This window comes from Ruegeria profundi (assembly GCF_001507545.1).
Classification (GTDB): domain Bacteria; phylum Pseudomonadota; class Alphaproteobacteria; order Rhodobacterales; family Rhodobacteraceae; genus Ruegeria; species Ruegeria profundi.
Map to the genome: position 1 here is coordinate 126,920 of NZ_LQBP01000002.1, position 21,951 is coordinate 148,870.

Here is a 21,951-nt window from a genome sequence, read left to right on the forward strand (position 1 = left end):
TGTTTTTATGTCGCGATCAATTCTCGACTTTGTGCAGTTTGTCTTCGTCCAGCAACATGGCCAGCACAATCCCTACTGAAACGGACAGGGTCGCAAAGATAAACGCCATGTTCATTCCTGTATCAAAGGCAGAGGCGATTGCGTCTTTGACTTTTTCAACCTCTGGGCCGGTCAGTTTTTGCATGACGTCGCGGGCTGTCGCGGTGGTCAGAGTGCCGCCATTGATAGCCCGCTGATCAGCATCAGACATATCAATCCCTGCGGCGGTAAGCTGCTCACCCAGACTGCGCAGGCTGACCAAGAACATGATTGCCGTCGCGCAGGCAACCGAAACGGCACCGTAGACCAGATGGGTCATAAAGCTAAGTCCGCCGACCAAGCCAGCGCGCTCCGGCTTTACGGCGCAGACGGCAGCAGTGCCCGAAGGCCCGACTGTCAGCGTGGCCCCCAGGCCGATCATGGCCATACCGGGCAATATCTGCCAATACCCTAACGTTGCCGGCATCGCGACGACGCTTGCCGCGCCAATGGCGGCGCAGAGGTATCCCCAGAACAGCAACCGCTTGGGGCCGAAATCATTGTATAGCTTGCCGGACACGATTGAGCCTACAGCCAACAACACCGTCAAAGGCGCCAAACCAAAAGCTGATTGCAGGGTCGACCACCCCAGAACCTTTTGCATGTATTGGGGGAAATACATCAATCCCACAAAAGCGGCAGACACGTTAAACATGTTCAGGCCCAGCGTGATACGAAACTCTCGGTTTGCCATCATCTGCGGCAGAAGCAGGGGCTCTTTCACGCGTTTTTCCACTTTGGGGAACAGAAAGAAAAGCCCGGCGCTGAGCAAAAACAACATCAGCAATGGGGGTGAGCGCCAACCCCAGTCCGCGCCAACATCCAAAGCATAAAGCAGCAGCAGGACGGCAAAAGACAGAATGCCCATACCCGCGAAATCGATATGTTCACCCTGTTTGTGTTGGGTTTCACGTTGCATCAGCAGCAAGGCCGTGACCATCGAGATGGTGGAGAACACGACGTTTGCAAGGAAGAACAACCGCCAATCCCCAAGATTGACAACTGTCCCACTTATCAGGGGACCAAAGACATTGCCGCAGGTCACACCTGCCAGAATCAGACCCATGATCATGGCCCGATGTTCCGGGCGTGAAACCTTGGTTGCACCGAAGGCCAGCGTGCATGGCCAGACACACCCTGCTCCAATTCCTTGCAGCGCGCGGGCGACGATGAGGAAATCCAATGTTGGTGATAGGAAGCACATGATGGAAGAGAACAAGAAGATCGAAAGCCCGATCAGCATCATCTTGCGATGCCCATACATGTCGCCCAGACGACCTCCGGCGACCATGGTCATGGCGAAAAACAGGGCATAGATGTTAAGGACCCACTGTGTGCTGGTAATATCGGTGTCGAAACTGTTTTCGATTGCCGGAACAAGGATTAGTGCGCCGGTGAAGTCGATCCCGATCCCGAACCCTGTCACCATCAGCGCAATGATTTTGATGATACTGCTGCGGTCCATGAGCTTGTCCAGATTATTTTGGATCGCTCAATGATGCACGGAAACGGCGCAAAAGATAGGAATTTGCCGCGCGCAGATCATTCGCTTGCGTTCTGCGACCGTCGAAATGCCCGCTTTAGCATGTCCAGTTCGGCGCGCAGCAACTCGACCTCGGCGCGTAGATCATCCGCTGCTGGTAAGCCCGCGATAACCGTGAAATCCCCCAGTTTTTCTGATGTTTCGGCGTTCTCGATCACAAAGCAATGCACCCCATCTGACAAGGCCGCCTGTGGTACAGGAATTTCCACGGACCATCCGCCATCTGAGGGCGTAACGCATACATCCGTGAGGGGTTTGCCCAGATACTGTACGCGAACCTTCGGCTCGGCTTCTGCCTCTATGTGCCCGAGCCAAAGGCCGTTTTCAAAGCGGATGGGTGTCAGTGTTGGTGACGTCATGCCAGAACTCTCACAAATCAGCGCGGTGGTGGCGGCAGAAGGTCAGATCACGTAACGAAACGCAGTTCATCTGTGGATTCTCAAAAATCAGGTCCAGCCATATCTTTTCAATCCGGGCCTCGTTCAGGGGTAAGTGAGCGAGGTCGAAATCGACCGAGTGGGACTGCGCAGATGGGTCCAGCGTGCGCAAAACCTGATCGGTGTTTGGGCCATGAAGAATGTTAAGGCGCGCAAACAGCTCAACCGGCAGTTCTGCGTCAATCAGAACGTCAACACGCATCAAGTGCTGTTTGGTCAGGTCTTTCGCGGCTTCAGTGGGCAGATCGACTGACAAGGACAGGAATGAACCGGCAAAGCCGAACACCTCAACCTGCAGCGCAAAGGCGGCTAAATCCTGATCTTGGCTGTTTCTGGTTTGCCGCATGCCGATCTCAGCCAGAGAGCAGTCGTGGAACAAAGTGACCTGCCGATCTATCTGCGCCCTGCGCGGGGCCGAGGCGACACCCGGGCGTGCCAATGGTCCGCGCCACAAGTCGGGCCGCCAACACCAGTCCGCCCCCAAAGGCTTGGGGATTTGGCTAGAGCCTATCCTGGGGCGGGCAAGCCGTGTTTCGGCCTCATGTAGTAACATATCCAGATACAAGCGTAGCCTTCGCGCTTGGTCGCGTTGACGGCGTAGCAAAGGTTCGGGCGATTCTGACGCGCCGCGCACGGCCTTGCGCCAACGCTCAACGACCTTGCGGTGGATATAGCGATCCAGAAGCCTGCCCATGTCCCCATCACTTGGATTGTGCTTCTGTTTAGTCAAAAAACGCAGAGGGTTTAAAGACAAATAAGCGAAACCTCGGGTCAAAAATCGCTAATTCGTGAAGGCAAAGACGGATGGGCAAACCCGGCGAAACCTGCTAGCTGCGCCATTCTTGCAATCACGCGGGTCAGTGCGTACCGTCTGCACCTGGTCGCAAGGGGTTATTCGACAAACGCATCCACTTAATTTGAGACAAGGCCGGGGCATGGAACCCACTCTTTTTGCTTTCATCTGGAAATACTCAAAAAAACAACAGCTTGTGTTGTTGCTGTTGACGGTTTTGTCATTTCCGTTCCTATACGCCTCGCTTGAATTGCCTAAGCAGATCATCAACGGGGCCATCGGTGCCCCCAGTGATACGGTGACAACTTTTGGCGTTACCGTGACACAGGTGCAGTATCTTATGATCCTGTGTTTTGCGTTTCTGGCCACAGTCATTGCCAGCGGGCTGATGAAGATGCGCATCAACACGATGAAGGGCATTTTGGCCGAACGCATGCTGCGCCGGTTGCGGTTCACTATGATTGAACGCACCATGCGCTTTCCGAAATCTTACTTCGCCACAACCAGCCAAGGTGAGCTGGTGTCGATGATCACTTCTGAGGCTGAGCCTATGGGCGGACTGATGGGCGATGCGATTGCGCAGCCTGTGTTCCAGTTTGGGCAGATGATGACCATCGTCACGTTCCTGTTTATGCAAAGCGTTTGGTTCGGCCTCGCCAGCATTGCGCTGATCCCGTTACAGGCCTGGCTGATCCCTAAACTGCAACGCCAGATCAACCTGCTGAACAAAGAGCGTATTCAAGAAGTCCGCAACCTCAGTTCCGAGATTGGTGAAAGCGCGGCGGGCATTAGCGATCTGCGCACCAATGGCGGTTGGCGCTACAGGCTGGCGCAGTTCAGTCACCGGTTGGGGCTTTTGTTCGATATCCGGTTCAAGATCTACAACAAAAAATTCTTTATGAAGTTTCTGAACAACCTGATTACGCAGATGACACCGTTCCTGTTCTATTCGGTCGGTGGCTATCTGGCGATTACGGGTGAGGTGACGGTCGGTGCGCTTGTCGCGGCGCTTGGTGCCTATAAGGACCTGAGCGGCCCGTGGAAGGACTTGTTGACCTACTACAATCAGGTTCAGGATATGTCGCTGCGGTGGGAGGTGGTGACCGAACGCTTTGCGCCCTCGAACATGATCCCGGAAGAGTTGTTTGAAGGTGAACCCGAGGTGATCCCGCATCTGAACGGTGAGATCGAGCTGCGCAACGTGACGGTGCGCGACGATGACGGGAAGACCATACTTGAGGATATCGACTTAAAAATCCCCAAGGGCGCGCGGGTGGCGATCAAGTCTACCAATGCCGCGGAACGCAATGCGTTGGCACAGGTATTGACGCGTGAAGTTCTGCCAGCCCGGGGCGAGGTAATCATGGCTGGACACGACCTGAAAGACCTGCATCAGGCGGTAATCGCTGCACGGATCGGCTATGCCTATTCGCGGCCCTACCTTTTCAGCGGTACGTTGGGCAGCAATCTTATGATGCCGCTGCGCACCCACCCGCAGCAAGGAGCAGAGGCTGATCCAACCCGGTGGCAGATCGAAGCCGCCCGCGCGGGCAACTCGACTGATATGCTGAGCGAGGAGTGGATTGATCCGGGAATAGCTGGGCTTGAGGATATCGATGATATTCGCGCGTGGTGGTTCCAACTGGTCGAAGCGATGGGAATCGACGAATTCATGCTGCGGCGCACCTTGCGGACGCGCTTTGATCCTGATCTGCACCCCTCGCTGGCGGAAGATATCGTCAAGCTGCGCGACACCGTTGCCGAGCGACTAAAGGAACGCGGGTTGGACCGGCATGTTTACCGCTTTGACCCTGAGCGTTTTAATCCGGCTGTTCCGCTTGGCGGCAACCTACTGTTTGCAGCACCATCGCGGGATATTAACCCGGAATCTTTGGCCGATGATGCCCGTTTTAAAAAAATGTTCGGGATGTATGATCTGGCCAACGACGCAATGGCGATGGCCAACGCTGTCGTGGAAACGCTGGATCAAGCCTTTGGCCGCGACGGGACCGATCACCCCCTGTTTCTGCGTTTGGGCATGTCGAAAGAGATGTTTCATCGCCTTTTGGACATCAAGGATCGCCGCAAGTCGAAGGGTGAGGGTGGGATAAGCGAGGCAGAGCGCGCCTTATTGCTGACGATTCCGTTCTTGCTGACGGCCGAACAAATCGGACCGGATTTCCCGGAAGAATATAAGGAAAAGATCCTCACCATCCGTAAAGAGCAGGCTGAAAGGCTGCGCGGGGCGCTTGAGGGCATGTTCGTGCCGTTGTCGCCAGATAGCTATATCCCAAGACTCACGGTTATGGAGAACGCGCTTTATGGCCGGGTTTCGCTGATGGCGGGCGCCCACGCAGACGAGATCGAGGATGTTGTTGCCGAGGCGATGAACGAGGCCGGTCTGCGCCGCAGGGCTGCGTCCACCATGTTCGATTTGCCAACCGGGCTGGGCGGAAACAACTTACCGACTGTGTTTCAGGAACGTGCGGCGTTTTCCCGTGCTGGTATCAAGCGCCCTGATATTCTGATCCTCGACAAGGCGTTGGCAAGCCACGATTCCGAAAGCCGCCTGCGCACGCGTCTCCGGTTGCGAGAATTGTTGCCCGATTCAATAATGATTTTCATGGAAGATCATTTTGCACATCCAGAAGCTTATGATCTGTTTGTCGAAATCAAGGAAGGTCGCATTGATGGCGTTTCACGTACGCGGACCCAGCCGGAAGTCAGCACGACGGCTGACCTGAGCAACAAACTGCGGATCATCTCATCGACCGAGTTGTTTTCCGGCATCGACGCACGCAACCAGCGGCTTCTGGCGTTCTCGGCACAATGGTACGAAGTCGCGGAAGGCCAGATGATCTTTTCTCGTGGGCAGGCGCCAGATGCTGCCTACCTGTGTATAAAAGGGAATGCCACGCTGGAATGGTCGGATGAAGACGGACGAAATCGCGTGATCTCCACCATTGAACCCGGTCGTCTGATTGGCGACCTTTCGATTATCACGGGCGAGTTGCGTCAACTGGACCTTACTGCAACCACGGACTGTATCTTTCTGCGCATTGGCGCCGAAGAATTGCGCGCCGTGATCGAAAGCGATGTTTCGGTCGCGGTTCAATTGCTGCAAACTGTGGCCGGATATTTTTCAAAACTGTCCAACAGGATCAACACGGCCCAGAACCCTTCGGACCTTTTCCCAGAGGCACCGCAATCCATCCAAGGTGAGAGCACAGGCAATAATGCGTGACACCAGCGCCTACTCCGCCCACGAACAGCTTGTTCGCGACGCCCGCGCGCGGCCCGAACTTTGGCGCCTTGCGGTGGGATTGGCCGTAGTCGTTGTACTGTATGTGGCGCTCAATTCTATCCTGTTTGCGGCCATCGGCAACATGTTGCAACCGAGTCAGGCCGAGACCCTGCTGCGCGGCTCCTCAAGCCTTGCAACCCTGGTTCTGCTGCTAAGTTTCGGGTTCCTGACGCTGGGCGTCGGATTGGCGGCGCGCCAAATGCAAAAAAGGTCATTGATCGGGATTTTAGGCCCGCGCGATCTGTGCCTTCAACAGTTCTGGCGCGTTCTCAGGGCCTTGGTGATTCTTGGGTTGGTGTTGATGGCCCTGCCACCCTATGGGATGGGTGAACCGCTGACGCAAAACCTGTCCTTTTCAAAATGGCTCTTGTTGCTACCGCTATCGCTGTTTGCGGTGCTGATCCAGACCAGTGCCGAAGAAATACTGTTTCGCGGCTATCTACAGCAATCCCTTGCGGCGCGGTTTAGGTCTCCGGTGATTTGGATAGGTGTCCCTTCGGTTTTGTTTGCCGCGGGGCATTATGCGCCAGGTGTGAGTGGTGAAAACGCGCTGCTGGTCGCGCTCTGGGCGTGTATTTTTGGCGTTCTGGCAGCAGACCTGACTGCAAGGGCAGGGACGCTCGGACCCGCTATCGCGATGCATTTCCTGAATAATACCGTCGCGCTGGTGTTTATCTCGTTGCCCGAAACCCTCAGTGGCCTGGCCCTGTACCTGTTGCCCTACGATATGTCCGGGACCGGCATGCTGCGCCAATGGCTGCTGGTGGATTTCGTTGTGATGATCGTAAGTTGGCTGACTGCGCGTCTCGCGCTCAGGCGTTGATTGCAATTCCTTCCCCAGCGTTTTATTTGACGTCAATGCCGCATAACAAGGTTCCGACATGAACTGGATCACAAACTACGTCCGCCCCCGGATCAACTCGATCTTCTCGCGCCGCGAAGTGCCCGAAAACCTATGGCACAAGTGCGACGAGTGCGGCACGATGCTGTTCCACCGCGAGTTGGCGGAAAATCAGAACGTCTGCACACAGTGCGGTCACCATATGGCGATCACGCCGCGCGAGCGGTTCAGGCACCTGTTTGACGGCGGTATTTTCACCGAGGTCAACGTTCCTGCGCCGACGGCCGATCCGCTGCAGTTCCGGGATCAAAAGAAATACCCGGATCGCATGCGAGCCGCCCAGAAAAAGACCGGCGAGAAAGAAGCGATGCTTGTTGCCACCGGCGAAATCGGGCGCACCCCGATTGTGGCGGCGGCGCAGGATTTTTCGTTCATGGGCGGGTCGATGGGCATGTATGTCGGCAACGCGATTATCGCCGCCGCGCAAGAGGCGGTAAAGCTCAAACGCCCGTTGATCCTGTTCTCAGCCGCAGGTGGTGCGCGGATGCAGGAAGGTATCCTCAGCCTGATGCAGATGCCCCGGACGACTGTGGCCGTTGAGATGCTGAAAGAGGCCAATCTTCCCTACATCGTCGTCCTGACCCACCCAACCACAGGCGGCGTGACTGCGTCTTATGCGATGCTGGGCGACGTACATATCTCGGAACCCAATGCGCTGATTTGCTTCGCCGGACCCCGCGTCATTGAGCAGACAATTCGCGAAAAACTGCCCGAAGGATTCCAGCGCGCCGAATACCTTCTGGATCATGGCATGCTGGACCGCGTAACCAAGCGGACCGAGATGCGCGATGAGTTGATAACCATCACGCGCATGCTGCTCAAACAGCCGCCTGCGGTCAAAGGCGATTTGCCTGCCCCGGCACCCGAAGACACCAAGGTCGAGGCGCCGGCCGAAGACGCAGCCGAATAATGACTGGCCAGACATCTGACCTCATCCTCGACAGGATGATGGCGCTGCACCCCAAGATCATTGATCTGACCTTAGATCGTGTTTGGCGTTTGCTTACGGCCCTTCACAATCCGCAGGACAGTCTGCCGCCCGTGATCCACATTGCCGGGACCAACGGCAAGGGTTCGACCCTGGCAATGATCCGCGCCGGGCTTGAGGGGGCAGGGCTGTCGGCCCATGCCTATACCTCGCCGCATCTTGCTCGGTTCCATGAACGCATCCGATTGGCGGGAAAGCTGATCTCGGAACCCGCCCTGACCGCCGTTCTGGATGAGTGCTACGCTGCCAATGATGGTGAGAACATCACCTATTTTGAGATTACAACCTGTGCGGCCCTGCTGGCCTTTGCCCGAGAGCGGGCGGACTACACGTTACTTGAGGTCGGTCTTGGCGGACGCCTGGACGCAACCAACGTTGTTCCTCAACCTGCCGTGACGGTAATTACCCCGGTCTCGATCGATCACGAGCAATTTCTTGGCAACTCTCTGGGAAAAATCGCAGCAGAAAAGGCGGGTATCATCAAACCCGGCGTTACCTGTGTCGTTGGCCCTCAAGAAGATGAAGCACTTGAGGTTATCGAGTATACTGGCGCGCGTCTGGGGGCACCGTTGTTGATCCACGGGCAGCATTGGCATGTGCATGAAGAAAACGGGCGCTTGATCTATCAGGATGAGACTGGCCTGCGCGATGTGCCAATGCCGAGCCTTCTGGGCACACACCAGATTCAAAACGCAGGCTCCGCGCTTGCTGTTCTGCGCTACCTGAACCTCGGCGATGATGCCTACGAAGCCGCTGTTTCCAAGGCAGAATGGCCTGCGCGGATGCAACGCCTGAAAACCGGTCCGCTTATCGAGGCCGCACCGCAAGCCGAGTTGTGGCTGGACGGTGGCCACAATGCCGCCGCCGGTCTTGCTTTGGCAGACGTGCTGGCAAAATTACCCGAACGTCCAACGCATATGATCTGCGGAATGCTCAACACCAAAGATGTGACCGGCTATCTGGCACCGCTAGCCAAACAGGCCGAAAGCCTGACTGCGGTCTCCATACCGGGTGAGGCAGCCACGCTGAGTGCGGAAGAGACCGCAGCTGCCGCTGCCAAGGTCAACCTGCCGGCAACAACCGCGGATAGCGTTACGGATGCGCTCAAGTCGATTGTTGCACAAAACCCGCAAGCCCGCGTTCTGATCTGCGGTTCGCTGTACCTTGCGGGCAATATCCTGCGCGAAAACGGCTGAACCTATCGGTGGCGGAGCGGGGCAGATATCTTACTTTCCCCAATCCTGATCCTGCATTTCGCGCAAGCGCGAGGCGGTGCGCTCAAACTCGAACGTGCCTTCGCCTTCAACATAGAGCATTTCAGGCTGGGCAGCGGCAGAACAAATGAGGCGCACCTTTGCCTCGTACAGGGCATCTATCAGCGTCACGAACCGCCTTGCCTCGTTGAAATTGTTGCGTGACAGGCGCGGGATATCCTCAAGCACCAGAACTTTTAGTATCTCTGCAATTGCCAAGTAATCTGCTGGCCCAAGCATCCTGCCGCAAAGATCATAGAACGATGCGCGGGCGACACCGTTTCGAAATGCGGGCAGCTCAACCGTCCGTCCCTTGACCTGCAACATCAAAGGCTCCGCCGTGCCGCCTGAAAGATCGTTCCATACGCTGCGAATGGCCTGCCGCGCTTCAGGCCCGATCGGAGTAAAGTAAACAGGCGCGCCCTTTAACCGGTTTTGCCTGTAATCAGTTGGCGAAACCAGTTCCCAAATCTGAAGCTGTTCCTTGATATGGGCGATGAAGGGCAAGAAAAGCTGGCGGTTCAGCCCGTCCTTGTACAGATCATCCGGGTGCCGGTTCGAGGTGGTTACAACAACCACGCCGCCCTCATGCAGCATGTCGAACAGACGTCCGACGATCATAGCATCGGTGATGTCGGTGATCTGCATTTCGTCAAAGGCCAGCAACTTGACCGATTTTACAACCGTTTGTGCGACCGGGGCTAAAGCATCCTCGACCCCGTCTTGACGTGCCTTGTGCATGCCTGCGTGAATTTCCTGCATGAAAGCATGGAAATGCACCCGCCGGACTGGAACGTCATCCATCGCGTCAACGAACATGTCCATCAGCATGGATTTTCCGCGCCCCACACCCCCCCAAAGGTATAACCCCTTTGGCGGTGGCGGCGCCTTGCGAAAGAACCCTCGCTTGACCGGGGCCGACAGCTCTGCCCGGATACGCTCGAACTGGGGCAAGACAGCCTCTTGCGCATCATCCCGCGTCAGGGATCCTTCGGCAATGCGAGCGTCGTAAAGCGAAATCAAATCCGTCATGGGGCCGAGCCATACCGCCCGCGTTGCCCCTTGAAAAGCGGGCATTCTCACTGACACATCAAATTTCCTTATCCTTGACCTCAAATCTGTTGAATTGACCGGCAGTTCAATTTCGCTAACGTCCGTCGAAGCATAACTCCGGGGGCCCAATGCCGCATACAGCACGCCTGCTGAACCCGATCCTGATCGTTGGATGTATCATCATAACGGTCAGCTTTGCCGTGCGCGCTTCGTTCGGGGTGTTCCAGATTCCGATTGCCAGCGAATTTGGTTGGCTCCGCACGGATTTCTCGCTGGCAATTGCAATTCAGAACCTGGCCTGGGGGATCGGCCAGCCAATCTTTGCTGCGATTGCCGAGAAAATAGGTGACCGGAAAGCGATTATTCTGGGAGCTTTGACGTATGCTGCCGGCATGGTCTTGTCGGCCTGGTCGATCACACCGTTCGGGCATCAGATGTATGCTTGGCTGGTCGGGTTCGGTATCGCGGGCACCGGCTTTGGCGTTGTGCTGGCCGTGGTCGGGCGCGCCTCGTCCGACAAGAACCGCTCAATGTCCTTGGCGATTGTTACAGCGGCGGGAAGCTTTGGGCAGGTAATCGGTGCACCGACAGCCGAGTGGTTGCTGACCTTCCTGCCCTGGCAACAGGTTTTTATTGTCTTTGCTGTTGCGGTTCTGGCTCTGGTCCTGACGCTACCCTTCATGCGCGCGCCACAACCGGTCAGCAAAGCCGAGTTGGAAGAGAGCATGGGCCAGATCATAGGACGTGCCTTCCGCGACCCGTCTTATGCCATGATATTCCTTGGGTTCTTCAGCTGCGGATACCAATTGGCCTTCATAACCGCCCATTTTCCTGCCTTCGTGACCGAAATGTGCGGCCCCATCCAGCCCGGGGGCGTCCTGCATTCGCTGGGCATTACCACCACCTCTGCATTGGGTGCCGTGGCAATATCCTTGGTCGGCTTAGCAAATATCGGCGGCACCCTCTTGGCGGGCTGGGCCGGAAACCACTTCCCGAAGAAATACTTGTTGGCGGGGATCTACACGTGCCGAACCTTTGCGGCAGCGATCTTCATCATCCTGCCAATCACACCGATGTCGGTTATCGTATTTTCGATCGTGATGGGGTCGCTCTGGCTGGCGACGGTGCCGCTGACCTCAGGCCTCGTCGCGCATCTTTATGGCCTGCGCTACATGGGAACGCTTTATGGGTTCATCTTTCTTAGCCATCAGATCGGAGGATTCCTTGGTGTCTGGCTTGGCGGGCGGATGTACGATATCTACGGCGACTACACGATGGTTTGGTGGATCGGTGTGGCCGTAGGTGCCTTTAGCGCCATTGTTCACCTTCCTATTCGGGAAAATCGGACTGCTGCAATTCCCGCCTGACCTATCTGGCCTCTTCCGAAGTCAACAACCCCTCGACCACCAGCCGGTCCGCCCAGCCTTGCGGCCCTGTGAAGTGATGCGTTTGCCACCCCCGCTTGCGCGCGGTCTCGATGTTATCGATCCGATCATCCGCAAACAGCAACGCCTCGGGTGGCACACCGCAATCGGCCTCGACCATCTCGTAAATCGGTGGATGCGGCTTCACCGTTTTCATTCGCCCCGAGACGTAGTGCCGGTCAAACTCGTTCAGGAACGGATAGATCGTGGTGGCGTAGTAAAAATTCTGTACGCCGAAATTGGTTAGTGCAAAAACGGGAATTTTCTTAGCACGCAAAGCGCGTTGGAGACGGACGGAGTGTGGGATTTCCGGTGCGGCCAACTCGATCCACTTATCATGCCACATCCTGATCTCGTCGCGCCAGTCGGGGTATTTCTCGGCCCAGTTATAGATTGTGTCGGTGAAGTGATGGCCCTGATCGACCAAATCGTTCATCCCGTGCAGATCAACCTCTGCGAACATGGCGCGGCGACGCTCTGCGCCGATTACCTTGTCATAATAGCGTTCAGGCTGCCATTCGATCAGAACATTTCCGACATCGAAAATTACGGCTTCAATTGGCATGTAGCGCCCCTGTTCATTTACCTTTGCTCGCGCCGACTGAACCAATCCGGGACTGGATTTACAAGACGGAACCGCAGCGCGCAGCGCTGCCTCGCCCAACGGGAGGCGATGCATCTTTGATGCGTCACCGACGGGCGGGAGTACTACCCGCGCCGCGCCGCACGCAACTCGCGTTCCAACGCGTCCAGAAAGCGCGAGCGATCCGCCTTGCCAAAAGGTTTGCCGCCGCCACCGGACCCCAAGGGGTTGGCTGCGCGCAGGTCCGCCATCAGGTCACGCATGGCAAGCTGTTGGCCGATATTGGCGGCTGTAAACGCCTCACCATTCGGGCGCAGGACTCGTGCGCCTGCCTCAACACATTTCGCAGCCAATGGAATGTCCGAAGTGATCACCACATCGCCTTCCCCGCACCGCTCCGCGATCCATTTGTCCGCCTCGTCGGCACCCTCGGATACGACCACGACCTGCACCAGAGGGTTCGGTGATGGCCGCAACCCGCCGTTCGACACCAGCGCCATCGGCACCTTGTGTCGTGTGGCTACCCGTTCGGCCTCGGCCTTGACGGGGCAGGCATCACCATCGACATACAGCGTGGTCACGCCTTCTTTGCCTCTTTCTTTTCAGATTCAGCGGGCTTCTTGCGCACCTTGAACTCCTCGGGGATTGGCATTCGGTTGAACGCGTCCAAACCGGCGATCTTGTAGGCTTCGGCCAAGGTTGGATAGTTGAACGTATTCTGGACGAAATAATCCACGGTGCCTTTGAGGTTCAGCACGGCCTGCGCAATATGGATAAGCTCTGTCGCGCCTTCACCAACAATTTGCACGCCCAGAACCCGGCGGGTTTTCAACGAGAACAGCATTTTCAGCATGCCGTGCTCCAACCCCATAATGTGACCGCGCGATGTCTCGCGAAAGCGCGCTACGCCAACCTCGTAGGGGATGCCGCGCTCTTGCAGCTCTTCCTCTGACATGCCGCAGGTCGAAATCTCGGGCACCGAGTAAATGCCATAGGGATACCACGGGCTTTCTGGCAGCGTCGGCGTTTCCAAGGCGTGACAGGCAGCCACTCGCCCCTGTTGCAGCGACGTTGAGGCCAGCGAGGGATGCCCGATTACGTCCCCCGTCGCATAGATATGCGGCACAGAGGTCTGATAGGTCTTGCGATCCACCTTGATCCGATTGCGGTGGTCCGTCTCAAGCCCGACCGCATCCAGATTAAGCGCCGAGGTTGCACCCATGCGTCCGGCTGCAAACAACAGCATTTCCGCCCGAACATGCCGCCCGTTGTCCAGGGTTACTTCGACATGATCGCCCGCATCGTCGATTTTTTCGACCGCCGATCCCAACCGCAGATCGACACCGTTTTCGCGAATTTGATGGGTAAAATCGTGGATGAGCCGTTTGTCGATGAAATCCAGAAACGTTTCGCGCGGCTCGATCAGCGTCACCCGCACGTCCAGTGCCGAGAACATGGTGGCGTATTCCACCCCGATCACACCGGCCCCAATCACAACCAATGACCGCGGAATCTCCGCCATTTCTAGAAAATCGTCGCCGTCGACCACGGTCTTGCCGTTGAAAGGTACATAATCCGGCCGGTAGGTTTTGGTGCCCGTCGCGATCAGAAACTTGGCCGCCGTCAGGCGGGTTTTGTCCCCGGCATCGGTAGCCACCTCAACCTCATGCGGGCCAACAAATTTTGCTAGACCATTGAGGGTTTCCACGTGATTTCGGTTGAACTGATGCTCCAGCACGTCGACCTCGTGGTCCAAAGTCATATGCAGACGCGCCTTGAGGTCTTCTGCCCGGATCTGATCCTTGACGCGATATGAGCGCCCATAAAAGCTGCGCTCGCGCCAGCCGGACAGGTTAAGAACGGTTTCCCGCAGGGTCTTCGAAGGAATAGTGCCCGTGTGAACGGACACGCCGCCGAATCTGTCCTTACGGTCGATGACCAGAACGCGCCGTTTTAGCTTGCCCGCCTGTATCGCTGCGGAACGTCCCGACGGGCCCGACCCGATGATGATCAGGTCAAAGTCGTATTTGCTCATCCGTTAATCCCCATACAGCGCTTCGGCGTGAAAGGTGATGTGGTCTTCCATGAAGGTCGACACGAAGAAATAGGAATGATCATACCCCGGCTGGAGGCGGTAAGTGGCCTGTTGGCGTCGTTCAGCGATTGCAGAAGCGAGCGCCTCGGGGCGCAGAAGGTCGATGAATTGATCATTCGCGCCAGTGTCGATCAGGATCGGGCCATCAAAACCCTTTTCTTTCATAAGTAGCGCGGCGTCATGCTTGGCCCATGCGGCCTCGTCATCACCCAGATAGGCGCTTAGCTGCTTGCGGCCCCAATCCGCGCGTGTCGGGTTCGAGATTGGGGCAAAGGCTGAAACGGATCGGAAACGCCCGGGCAGGTTCATCGCCAGCGTCAAGGCGCCATGGCCACCCATCGAATGCCCGGTGATCGCCTGTCGATCCCCGTCGATGGGGAAGTTTTCCTTCAGAAAGCCGGGCAGTTCCTCGGCCACGTAATCCCACATTTTGAAATGCGGCGCCCAGGGCGCTTGCGTCGCGTTGACATAAAACCCTGCACCCTGACCCAGATCGTAGTCTTCGTGATCCGCGACGCCTTCACCCCGCGGAGAGGTATCGGGAAACACAACGGCGATGCCTTGTTCTGCCGCCCAGGCCTGCGCACCTGCCTTGGTCATGGCGTTTTCATGGGTGCAGGTCAGACCGGACAGATACCACAGCACAGGCACAGGGCCGTCCTTGGCCTCGGCGGGTAGAAACAGACCAAAGGTCATATCGCATTGGCAGGCTGAGGAGGCATGGCGGTAAACGCCCTGCACACCCCCGAAACAGGCGTTTTCAGAAAGGGTTTCCATCTGGCAAAATCCTTCACTTGGAGTTGCGACATGGCTAACGACCCGCGGGCGTGGCGTAAAGACCACCGTCCGCGGAGGCACATATTTTTTGACCGTCAGTCTTCAGAGTGCTGCGAGCCAGGCGATCACCACGGGTACGGTCAATATGCTGGCCGCGGTCGACAACAGAATTGCCGCGGATGCGCGGTGGGGGGCCACGCGGTAATGGGCGGCCAGCATATAGACATTGCCCGCAACCGGCAACGCGGCGGCAGCGATGGCGACCGAGGCTGGAAATGACGCAACCGGGATCAGCCAGATCAAGGCAATTGCGACACAGGCCGGATGAATGACCAGCTTGCAGAAGCTCAGCCACGCCGCGATCTGGACCCGTTCGGCGGATTTGGACGCCAGCGATGCCCCGATTGCGAACAATGCGCCGGGCGTTGCAGCCCCGCCCAGAAGGGTCAGAAAATCGTTCATCGGGTCAGGGACCGGGACCTGAAAGGCCGACCACAGCATGCCCGCAGAAATTGACACGATCATAGGGTTCTTCACCAATCCTAAGCCGATAAGACGCAAAGTGGCGAGGCTTAGGCGACCGTCGCGACCGGCATGGATCAAGATCACGATGAGTGAGGAAAACACCACCAGGTCAACCGCCAATACCAGCATGACGGGTCCGATGGCCGCTTCGGACAACAGCAGGGCCAGCATTGGCAGACCTAAAAAGCCAACGTTTCCAATCGCCGCGCATTGCGCCTCGACCGCCGCAGTGGGGATATCAAGCCCCCGAATCCACGCCACAAATGTGGCCAACAGGTAGACTGCCATGGTGCCCAGCAGATAGCCCAAAACCAGCCGGCCGTTGAAAATTTCGGCAAAAGGCAACGTTGCGGCAAAGCGGAACAGCATCGCTGACAATGCAAAATAGAAAACAAACTTGGTCAGATAAGCCGTCGCGTCTTCGGTAAAGAAGCGGCTGCGCCCGGCCCAGTACCCCAGGCCGATGATCGCAAAGAACGGAAGCGTGCGCAGAAAAATCTCGACCATGGGCAGAGTGTTAGCATTGTTTTGCCGCGCAGCAAATCACCTGAAATCAAAGCGCCCTATCGTAAAAACAATGAGTGATTATTAGCCATTTCCAAACAAAACTGCGCGAATCGTTGTATCTGAACTGATCGGTTTATAGTTTGTTGGGATCAGCAACCCAAGGAGAGCCCATGACTCAGACAGCCGCCATCCTTCGGACGGGCCGCAAATTCGATCAGGTGCTGCGCGGCGCCCGAGAGGTTTTCCTGGCGGATGGGTTCGAGGGCGCAAGCGTCGATGACATCGCGCGGGCGGCTGGCGTTTCGAAGGCAACGTTGTACAGCTATTTCCCAGACAAGCGTTTGTTGTTCACCGAGGTCGCTCAGACCGAGTGCAAAAGACTGGCTGAAAACGTCATTTCGATGATCGACGATTCCAAACCCGCGCGCGAGGTCCTGACAATCGCGGCGACACAGCTGGCCGCGTTCTTGGTGTCCGATTTCTCGCAGCAGGTGTTCCGGGTATGCGTCGCTGAACGGGATCGGTTCCCGGAACTTGGCATGGCTTTTTTTGAGGCCGGGCCGCAGAACGGTCAGCGCCACATGGTAGAGTACCTTGAGAAGGCCGTCGAAAAGGGTGAGCTCGCCATCGAAGATGTGCAGATCGCGGCTGAACAGTTTTCAGAACTGTGCAAGGTCCGCATCTGGACCAAGGCAGCATTGGGCATTCAGACAAGTTTCAGCAAATCGGAAATCGACGAGATCGCGTTACAGGCCGTGGATATGTTCATGGCGCGATACGGTGTCTGACAAAGAGGGCACGACCAAGATTTGAGCAGCCACGAAAGCGTTTGCTGAAACAAGGCCCAATGGCGAAATTGATGTTTGACAGGTGGCGCGTTCTGGAAAACCATCAGCCGGATAAACCGAAGGCCCTGTGATCCTTGACCCGTGCGACTGCCAGTTTTTCCCGCCGTCTGAGCGACTTGCTTGTTCAGATCTATCCTGAACACGATCAGGCTATCCTGGCGCAGCAGATCACAGATGCTTTCTGGCCCGCAGGCACGCATCGGCGGAAACAAGGCCGCAAGCCCGGCAACAAGCTTTGGTCGGAAAAAGACAGCGTCCTTATCACCTATGGGAACTCGATCGAAGATCAGGCCCACAAACCGCTGGACCTATTGCACGATTTCCTGATCCGACATCTCAGAGGTGTCGTGAATGGTGTGCATATCCTGCCGTTTTTTCCTTTTACCTCGGATGACGGGTTTGCGGTCTCTGACTACTATAGCGTCAGTACTCAGCTGGGCGATTGGCCCGACATCACGCGGATCGCCAACGACTTTCATCTGATGTCCGATCTCGTGCTGAACCATGTGTCCAGTCAAGGCGCGTGGTTTACCAATTACCTTCAGGGAAAATCTCCGCACGACCGGTTCTTTGTCGAAGCCACGCCCGAGGATGATCTGTCCCAGGTCGTGCGCCCCCGCACCACGCCGCTGTTGCGGCAGGTCGAAACCAATAGGGGCGAGAAATACGTTTGGTGTACCTTCAGTCACGATCAGGTCGATCTGGATTTTTCAAATCCCGAGGTATTGCTGGAGATGTTGCGGATCATCCGCCTCCACATAGACAAAGGGGTGCGGATTCTGCGGCTGGATGCGGTGGCTTTTGTCTGGAAAGAGATCGGTACCAACTGCATCCACCTACCGCAGACCCACGCTATCGTTCAGTTGTTGCGGCTGCTCTGCGACTTTACAACGGAAACACTGGTCCTGTTGACCGAAACCAATGTTCCCCGAACTGAGAACCTCAGCTATTTCGGCAACCGGAATGAGGCGCATGCCGTTTACAACTTCCCTTTGCCGCCGCTGATCCTGCATGCGATGCAGTCGGGGACAGCACAATACCTGCGTGAATGGCAAGCTGCGATGCCTCCCGCACAGTTGGGATGCGCCTATCTGAACTTTACGGCCAGTCATGATGGGATTGGCATGCGCCCTGCCGAAGGGGTTCTGCCGCCTGATGAAAAAACACGCATGATCGACACTGTCCGACGTATTGGCGGGTTGGTTTCAATGCGGGCACTGCCGGACGGGCGCGAGGAACCCTATGAGTTGAACTGCGGGTATTTCGAGGCGATGCGCGAAACGTTTGACGGAGAGGATCAGTACCATCTGGCGCGATTCATCTGCTCTCAGACGATTGTCATGTCGCTGGAGGGGATACCGGCGTTCTACATCCATTCCCTGCTGGCGACGCCCAACGATCATGAGGGGGTCGCTCGACGCGGCATGAATCGGGCAATCAACCGACATCGCTGGCATTACCCAGAGCTGCTGGCGCGATTGGCTGATCCGGGATCAAATCAGGCCTTGGTGTTGTCGGAACTGTCGCGACGCCTCCGATTGCGCGCACAGCAACCCGCCTTTCATCCCAACGCGACGCAATTCACCTTGCGGTTGGACAATCGTGTCTTTGGCATCTGGCGGCAGAGCCTGGATCGCAGCCAGTCGATTTTTGCTTTACACAATGTCTCGTCAGAGCCAGTGAATGTCAGCCCGACCGAGTTTAACATGATTGCCGAAGAAACCTGGACCGATGCCCTGACTGAGGAAATCCTTGCAACCAACGGCCCGGATATCGTGCTGGCCCCGTATCAATGCCGCTGGATCACGAATGCGGGGTGAATTCTGCAAGATCGTCGGACACCGCCGCCTTGAGTCGCAGCAGGAACTCAGGGTCCGCTGAATGGACACGGTTCCAGGTCGGGATGAACGGCGTTTCATGCGGGTTGTCCAGAAAAACCTGACCGGCGCGGATGATGTTTTCGGCAAACAGCTCGATTGATTTTTCTTCCTTGTGGCGATCCAGTTCCAACCCGTTCATCCGTGCATCGGTGTAGTAGCTTTCAAGCAAATCCAGCGCTGAGCGGTAGTAGGTTGCCTTCAGAGTGCGGAACGTATTCGGGGTAAAGACTGTCCCATCTGCGGCAAGCTTGCGGAAGATTGCCTTGCAGATGTCGGTGGACATACGGCTCAGACCCTGATTGGCGTCTTCTGGCGAAAGGTCCTGGTGCTTATGATCGTAGTTGTCGGCGATTTCGACCTGGCAGACGGATTTTGGCGCCAGATTGCGCCAAGCCTCGGACAGAACGCCAATCTCCAACCCCCAATCTGACGGGATGCGCAGATCGGGCAGGGTAGGGGTGCGGATTGCGAACTCGCCCGACAACGGATAACGAAAGCTGCGCAGGTAATCGAGGTAGTCCCGATCTCCGACCACCTTTTTCATTGCAATCAACAGCGGGCTGACCAAAAGGCGCGTGACACGGCCGTTCAGCTTGCCATCACCAATGCGCGGGTAGAAACCCTTGGCCATTTGGAACGGAAAGGTAGGGTTCACGACCGGATAGACCAAACGGTCCAGCATCTGTCGGTCGTAAGTCACGATATCGCAATCGTGAATCGCCATAACCGAACTGTCTGCGCAGGCCAAGAGATATCCAATGCAGGACCAGACATTCTTGCCTTTGCCGGGTTCCTGCGGGGCGAGGCCCAAATCGTTCAGGTGCGATTGCAGTGCGGTCAAGCGCGGGCTGTCATTCCAGATCACGGTGTGGTTTTGCGGCAGCTTTGCAAAAAACGCGCGTGCATGACGGTATTGCGTCTCGTCGGCCTGATCCAGCCCGACGACAATACGGTGAAGATAGCTCACCTGCGCCAACTCATCCAAGATACCCGCCAGCGCCGGGCCTTCCAGTTCGGAGTAAAGGCACGGCAGGATCAGGGTGATTTTGCGGGTCTCGGCATAAACCGAAATTTCATGGGCCAGATGTCCGGCAGGCCGGCTGCGCAGGTTGTGCAGGGTGGTTATGTTACCGTTCTGATGAAAATCCGCCATGCCGAATGCCTTTTGTGATCAGAGGTCCGCAGTCAGGGTCAGGATCGCCTCTGACCAGCCCTGCGGCCCGCTATGTGTTGTTCTCAGTATCTGTGTTTCTATTTCTGGTGGAAAAGGGGGAATTGACGGTCCATCAGGATTGGCGACAACAACGCCCTGATCAGCAGTTTGGATCATTTCAGCATCGTTTGGTGCATCACCCAACGCAATAGTGCGGATAGGTTCAAGGTGCCGGATCACCTCGTCCATCGCGTCAGCTTTGGTTCTACCAAAGGACAACGTCAGAAATCGACCACCTTGCCGAGCCGTCACTCCGTTACGTGCCGCTTCTTTCAAAAATTCCTGCAAGCCTGCTTGAGACCCCGTCCAGAGACCGGGTTCACTGAACCTGCGTCGGCGTGCAAGTGTCGCTTGCGCCGGACTGAGGCCCGTTTCCCGCGCGACGTCGAGATCTGTCATGTCTCCGAACCCAAGAAACCCCTTGGGCAGCGTTTCAAGCACGGCGCGCAGGCGAGTATAATCGTCGTCATCTGAATCGGGTTTGCCGGGCCAAAGGATGCCTGCACCGTTTTCGACGATGGCCGGCATGTCGGTCACGCCCATCTCTTGCTGAAGGACTCGAATTTCTTCCGCCGTCTTGCTGCTGGCCAGAACAAGGCCGGCCCCCAGGTCTCTCAATCGCTCAAGGCCGGGTTTGGCCGCGTCCCAGCCATAGTCGTGATGATCCAATAGCGTCCCATCCAAATCAGAAAACACCAATAGGGGCAGGGCATGTGCGGCAGAGTCGTTCATTTGCCTGAAAGTAAAGGATCGTGGATGCACATTGTAAATGCGGGCTGACGAATTTCCGGTCAACTCCGGCGTGAACGCCTAATTATTAGGCGCATTTGTTGCCAGGCGACATCGGGTGCTATGGCCGTTTGAACACGCGGCGCGCCGCCTCAACTTTAGCGCGCACAAAGCATTCCTCTGCGTGATCATTAATCAACCCCATGGCCTGCATGAACGCATAGACCGTTGTTGGCCCCAGGAATTTCCACCCCCTGCGTTTTAACTCTCGTGCAATTGCCTCGGATTCCGGGCTGGTTGACCGGGACTGCGGCGGCGCGAGATTTTCAGGTCGCGGTTCGTAGCGCCAGAAAAAGCTGGCCAGTGATCCTTCGGCCTCAACCATTTCAACAGCACGCCCGGCGTTGTTGATCACCGCAGCGATCTTGCCCTTGTGTCTCACGATGGAGTCATCAGTTAGCAAACGATCTACGTCCGCTTGCCCATATGTTGCAATCTTCCGAAAATCGAACCTGTCAAAGGCGGCGCGAAAGCCCTCGCGCTTGTTCAGAATCGTCCGCCAGCTCAACCCCGATTGGAAGCTTTCTAGGCAAAGTTTTTCAAAGAGACGGGTATCGTCTGCAACGGGAAAACCCCATTCTTTATCATGATAGTCGAAGAATTCGGGTGCGGCACCAGCCCACTTACATCTTGTGCGCCCATCAGGCCCAACAAAAAGCGCGTTCATGCTGCGGCGCCTTTCAGAAACGCCAACCGCGCGTCAGTTCGGCCGGGTGCGACCTCTTGAATGTGGGGCGTCGCAATGCCTTCCGCAACAAACGGGTCAGCGGCCAACCGTTCTTCAAGTTGGGCCCGGTTATTCGCCACGGCAAGTATTGCACCCCCACCCTGAGGTTTCAGTCCGCCGACAACAAGGAAAGCCCCGTCGTCGAACCCTTTTGCAATCCACGCGTTATGAGCAGCCATGTACTCGGCCGCTTTGCTTTTCTTTTCTGTCAGGTTGAGGGTGATGATATACAT

General features: G+C 56.6%; 20 protein-coding genes. 7 read left to right on the top strand and 13 right to left on the bottom strand.

Going from position 1 to position 21,951, the window contains the following annotated elements; all coding sequences use genetic code 11:
* Positions 1–16: 16 nt before the first annotated feature.
* The 3 genes from AVO44_RS04150 to AVO44_RS04160 all read right to left on the bottom strand — a co-directional run bounded on the left by AVO44_RS04150 (position 17) and on the right by AVO44_RS04160 (position 2,752).
* A complete protein-coding gene (locus tag AVO44_RS04150; RefSeq protein WP_068333012.1) occupies positions 17–1,543 on the bottom strand; it encodes an MFS transporter in 1,527 nt (508 codons plus the stop codon).
* A gap of 77 nt (positions 1,544–1,620) precedes the next feature.
* Positions 1,621–1,980, bottom strand: coding sequence for a hypothetical protein (locus tag AVO44_RS04155; protein WP_068333015.1), 360 nt, complete (start codon positions 1,978–1,980; stop codon positions 1,621–1,623).
* A 10-nt stretch (positions 1,981–1,990) separates the two neighbouring features.
* Positions 1,991–2,752 (bottom strand): DUF6478 family protein, encoded by a 762-nt coding sequence (locus tag AVO44_RS04160; protein ID WP_068333018.1) that lies wholly within the window; start codon positions 2,750–2,752, stop codon positions 1,991–1,993.
* Between the two features lie 241 nt (positions 2,753–2,993).
* Between AVO44_RS04160 and AVO44_RS04165 the strand changes: the two genes are divergently transcribed.
* The 4 genes from AVO44_RS04165 to AVO44_RS04180 are packed head-to-tail and all read left to right on the top strand — an operon-like array spanning position 2,994 to position 9,240.
* Entirely contained in the window at positions 2,994–6,095 is a 3,102-nt protein-coding gene (locus tag AVO44_RS04165) for an ABC transporter transmembrane domain-containing protein (protein WP_068333021.1), read from the top strand.
* Positions 6,088–6,978 (top strand): CPBP family intramembrane glutamic endopeptidase, encoded by an 891-nt coding sequence (locus tag AVO44_RS04170; RefSeq protein WP_068333024.1) that lies wholly within the window; start codon positions 6,088–6,090, stop codon positions 6,976–6,978. Before AVO44_RS04165 ends, AVO44_RS04170 begins: the two co-directional genes overlap by 8 nt.
* Before the next feature lie 58 nt (positions 6,979–7,036).
* A complete protein-coding gene (gene accD / locus AVO44_RS04175) occupies positions 7,037–7,966 on the top strand; it encodes an acetyl-CoA carboxylase, carboxyltransferase subunit beta (protein ID WP_068333028.1) in 930 nt (309 codons plus the stop codon).
* Entirely contained in the window at positions 7,966–9,240 is a 1,275-nt protein-coding gene (locus tag AVO44_RS04180) for a bifunctional folylpolyglutamate synthase/dihydrofolate synthase (RefSeq protein WP_068333031.1), read from the top strand. Before accD ends, AVO44_RS04180 begins: the two co-directional genes overlap by 1 nt.
* A gap of 30 nt (positions 9,241–9,270) precedes the next feature.
* Here the strand turns inward: AVO44_RS04180 and zapE are convergent, their stop codons facing one another.
* On the bottom strand, positions 9,271–10,329 hold the full coding sequence (gene zapE, locus AVO44_RS04185; protein WP_068333991.1) for a cell division protein ZapE: 1,059 nt from the start codon (positions 10,327–10,329) through the stop codon (positions 9,271–9,273).
* Positions 10,330–10,478: 149 nt separating this feature from the next.
* Here zapE and AVO44_RS04190 point away from each other — a divergent pair, with 149 nt between their 5' ends.
* Positions 10,479–11,717 carry an MFS transporter gene (locus AVO44_RS04190; protein WP_068333035.1) on the top strand — a complete coding sequence of 413 codons (1,239 nt, stop codon included), beginning with the start codon at positions 10,479–10,481 and terminating at the stop codon, positions 11,715–11,717.
* Between the two features lies 1 nt (position 11,718).
* Here the strand turns inward: AVO44_RS04190 and AVO44_RS04195 are convergent, their stop codons facing one another.
* From AVO44_RS04195 to AVO44_RS04215, 5 genes are all read right to left on the bottom strand, one after another.
* Complete coding sequence (locus AVO44_RS04195; RefSeq protein ID WP_068333994.1) at positions 11,719–12,339, bottom strand: HAD family hydrolase; 621 nt, start codon at positions 12,337–12,339, stop codon at positions 11,719–11,721.
* Between the two features lie 143 nt (positions 12,340–12,482).
* Positions 12,483–12,938 carry a YaiI/YqxD family protein gene (locus AVO44_RS04200; RefSeq protein ID WP_068333038.1) on the bottom strand — a complete coding sequence of 152 codons (456 nt, stop codon included), beginning with the start codon at positions 12,936–12,938 and terminating at the stop codon, positions 12,483–12,485.
* The gene (gene sthA / locus AVO44_RS04205; protein WP_068333041.1) at positions 12,935–14,392 is read right to left on the bottom strand and encodes a Si-specific NAD(P)(+) transhydrogenase; all 1,458 of its coding nucleotides are present in this window, start codon (positions 14,390–14,392) and stop codon (positions 12,935–12,937) included. Before sthA ends, AVO44_RS04200 begins: the two co-directional genes overlap by 4 nt.
* 3 nt (positions 14,393–14,395) lie before the next feature.
* On the bottom strand, positions 14,396–15,229 hold the full coding sequence (fghA, locus tag AVO44_RS04210) for an S-formylglutathione hydrolase (protein ID WP_068333044.1): 834 nt from the start codon (positions 15,227–15,229) through the stop codon (positions 14,396–14,398).
* Between the two features lie 102 nt (positions 15,230–15,331).
* Positions 15,332–16,261, bottom strand: a complete 930-nt coding sequence (locus AVO44_RS04215) for an AEC family transporter (RefSeq protein WP_068333047.1) — start codon at positions 16,259–16,261, stop codon at positions 15,332–15,334.
* Between the two features lie 170 nt (positions 16,262–16,431).
* Between AVO44_RS04215 and AVO44_RS04220 the strand changes: the two genes are divergently transcribed.
* Both AVO44_RS04220 and AVO44_RS04225 read left to right on the top strand, forming a co-directional pair.
* Positions 16,432–17,049 (top strand): TetR/AcrR family transcriptional regulator, encoded by a 618-nt coding sequence (locus AVO44_RS04220; RefSeq protein ID WP_068333050.1) that lies wholly within the window; start codon positions 16,432–16,434, stop codon positions 17,047–17,049.
* 134 nt (positions 17,050–17,183) lie between these two features.
* The gene (locus AVO44_RS04225) at positions 17,184–18,929 is read left to right on the top strand and encodes a sugar phosphorylase (RefSeq protein WP_068333053.1); all 1,746 of its coding nucleotides are present in this window, start codon (positions 17,184–17,186) and stop codon (positions 18,927–18,929) included.
* Here the strand turns inward: AVO44_RS04225 and AVO44_RS04230 are convergent.
* The 4 genes from AVO44_RS04230 to AVO44_RS04245 all read right to left on the bottom strand — a co-directional run bounded on the left by AVO44_RS04230 (position 18,913) and on the right by AVO44_RS04245 (position 21,951).
* Positions 18,913–20,142, bottom strand: coding sequence for a glycosyltransferase family protein (locus tag AVO44_RS04230; RefSeq protein ID WP_068333055.1), 1,230 nt, complete (start codon positions 20,140–20,142; stop codon positions 18,913–18,915). The two genes, AVO44_RS04225 and AVO44_RS04230, sit on opposite strands and share 17 nt — an antisense overlap.
* Positions 20,143–20,160: 18 nt before the next feature.
* On the bottom strand, positions 20,161–20,934 hold the full coding sequence (locus AVO44_RS04235) for an HAD-IIB family hydrolase (protein WP_068333058.1): 774 nt from the start codon (positions 20,932–20,934) through the stop codon (positions 20,161–20,163).
* A 118-nt stretch (positions 20,935–21,052) separates the two neighbouring features.
* On the bottom strand, positions 21,053–21,658 hold the full coding sequence (locus AVO44_RS04240) for a DNA-3-methyladenine glycosylase I (RefSeq protein WP_068333062.1): 606 nt from the start codon (positions 21,656–21,658) through the stop codon (positions 21,053–21,055).
* The gene (locus AVO44_RS04245) at positions 21,655–21,951 is read right to left on the bottom strand and encodes a YciI family protein (RefSeq protein ID WP_068333065.1); all 297 of its coding nucleotides are present in this window, start codon (positions 21,949–21,951) and stop codon (positions 21,655–21,657) included. Before AVO44_RS04245 ends, AVO44_RS04240 begins: the two co-directional genes overlap by 4 nt.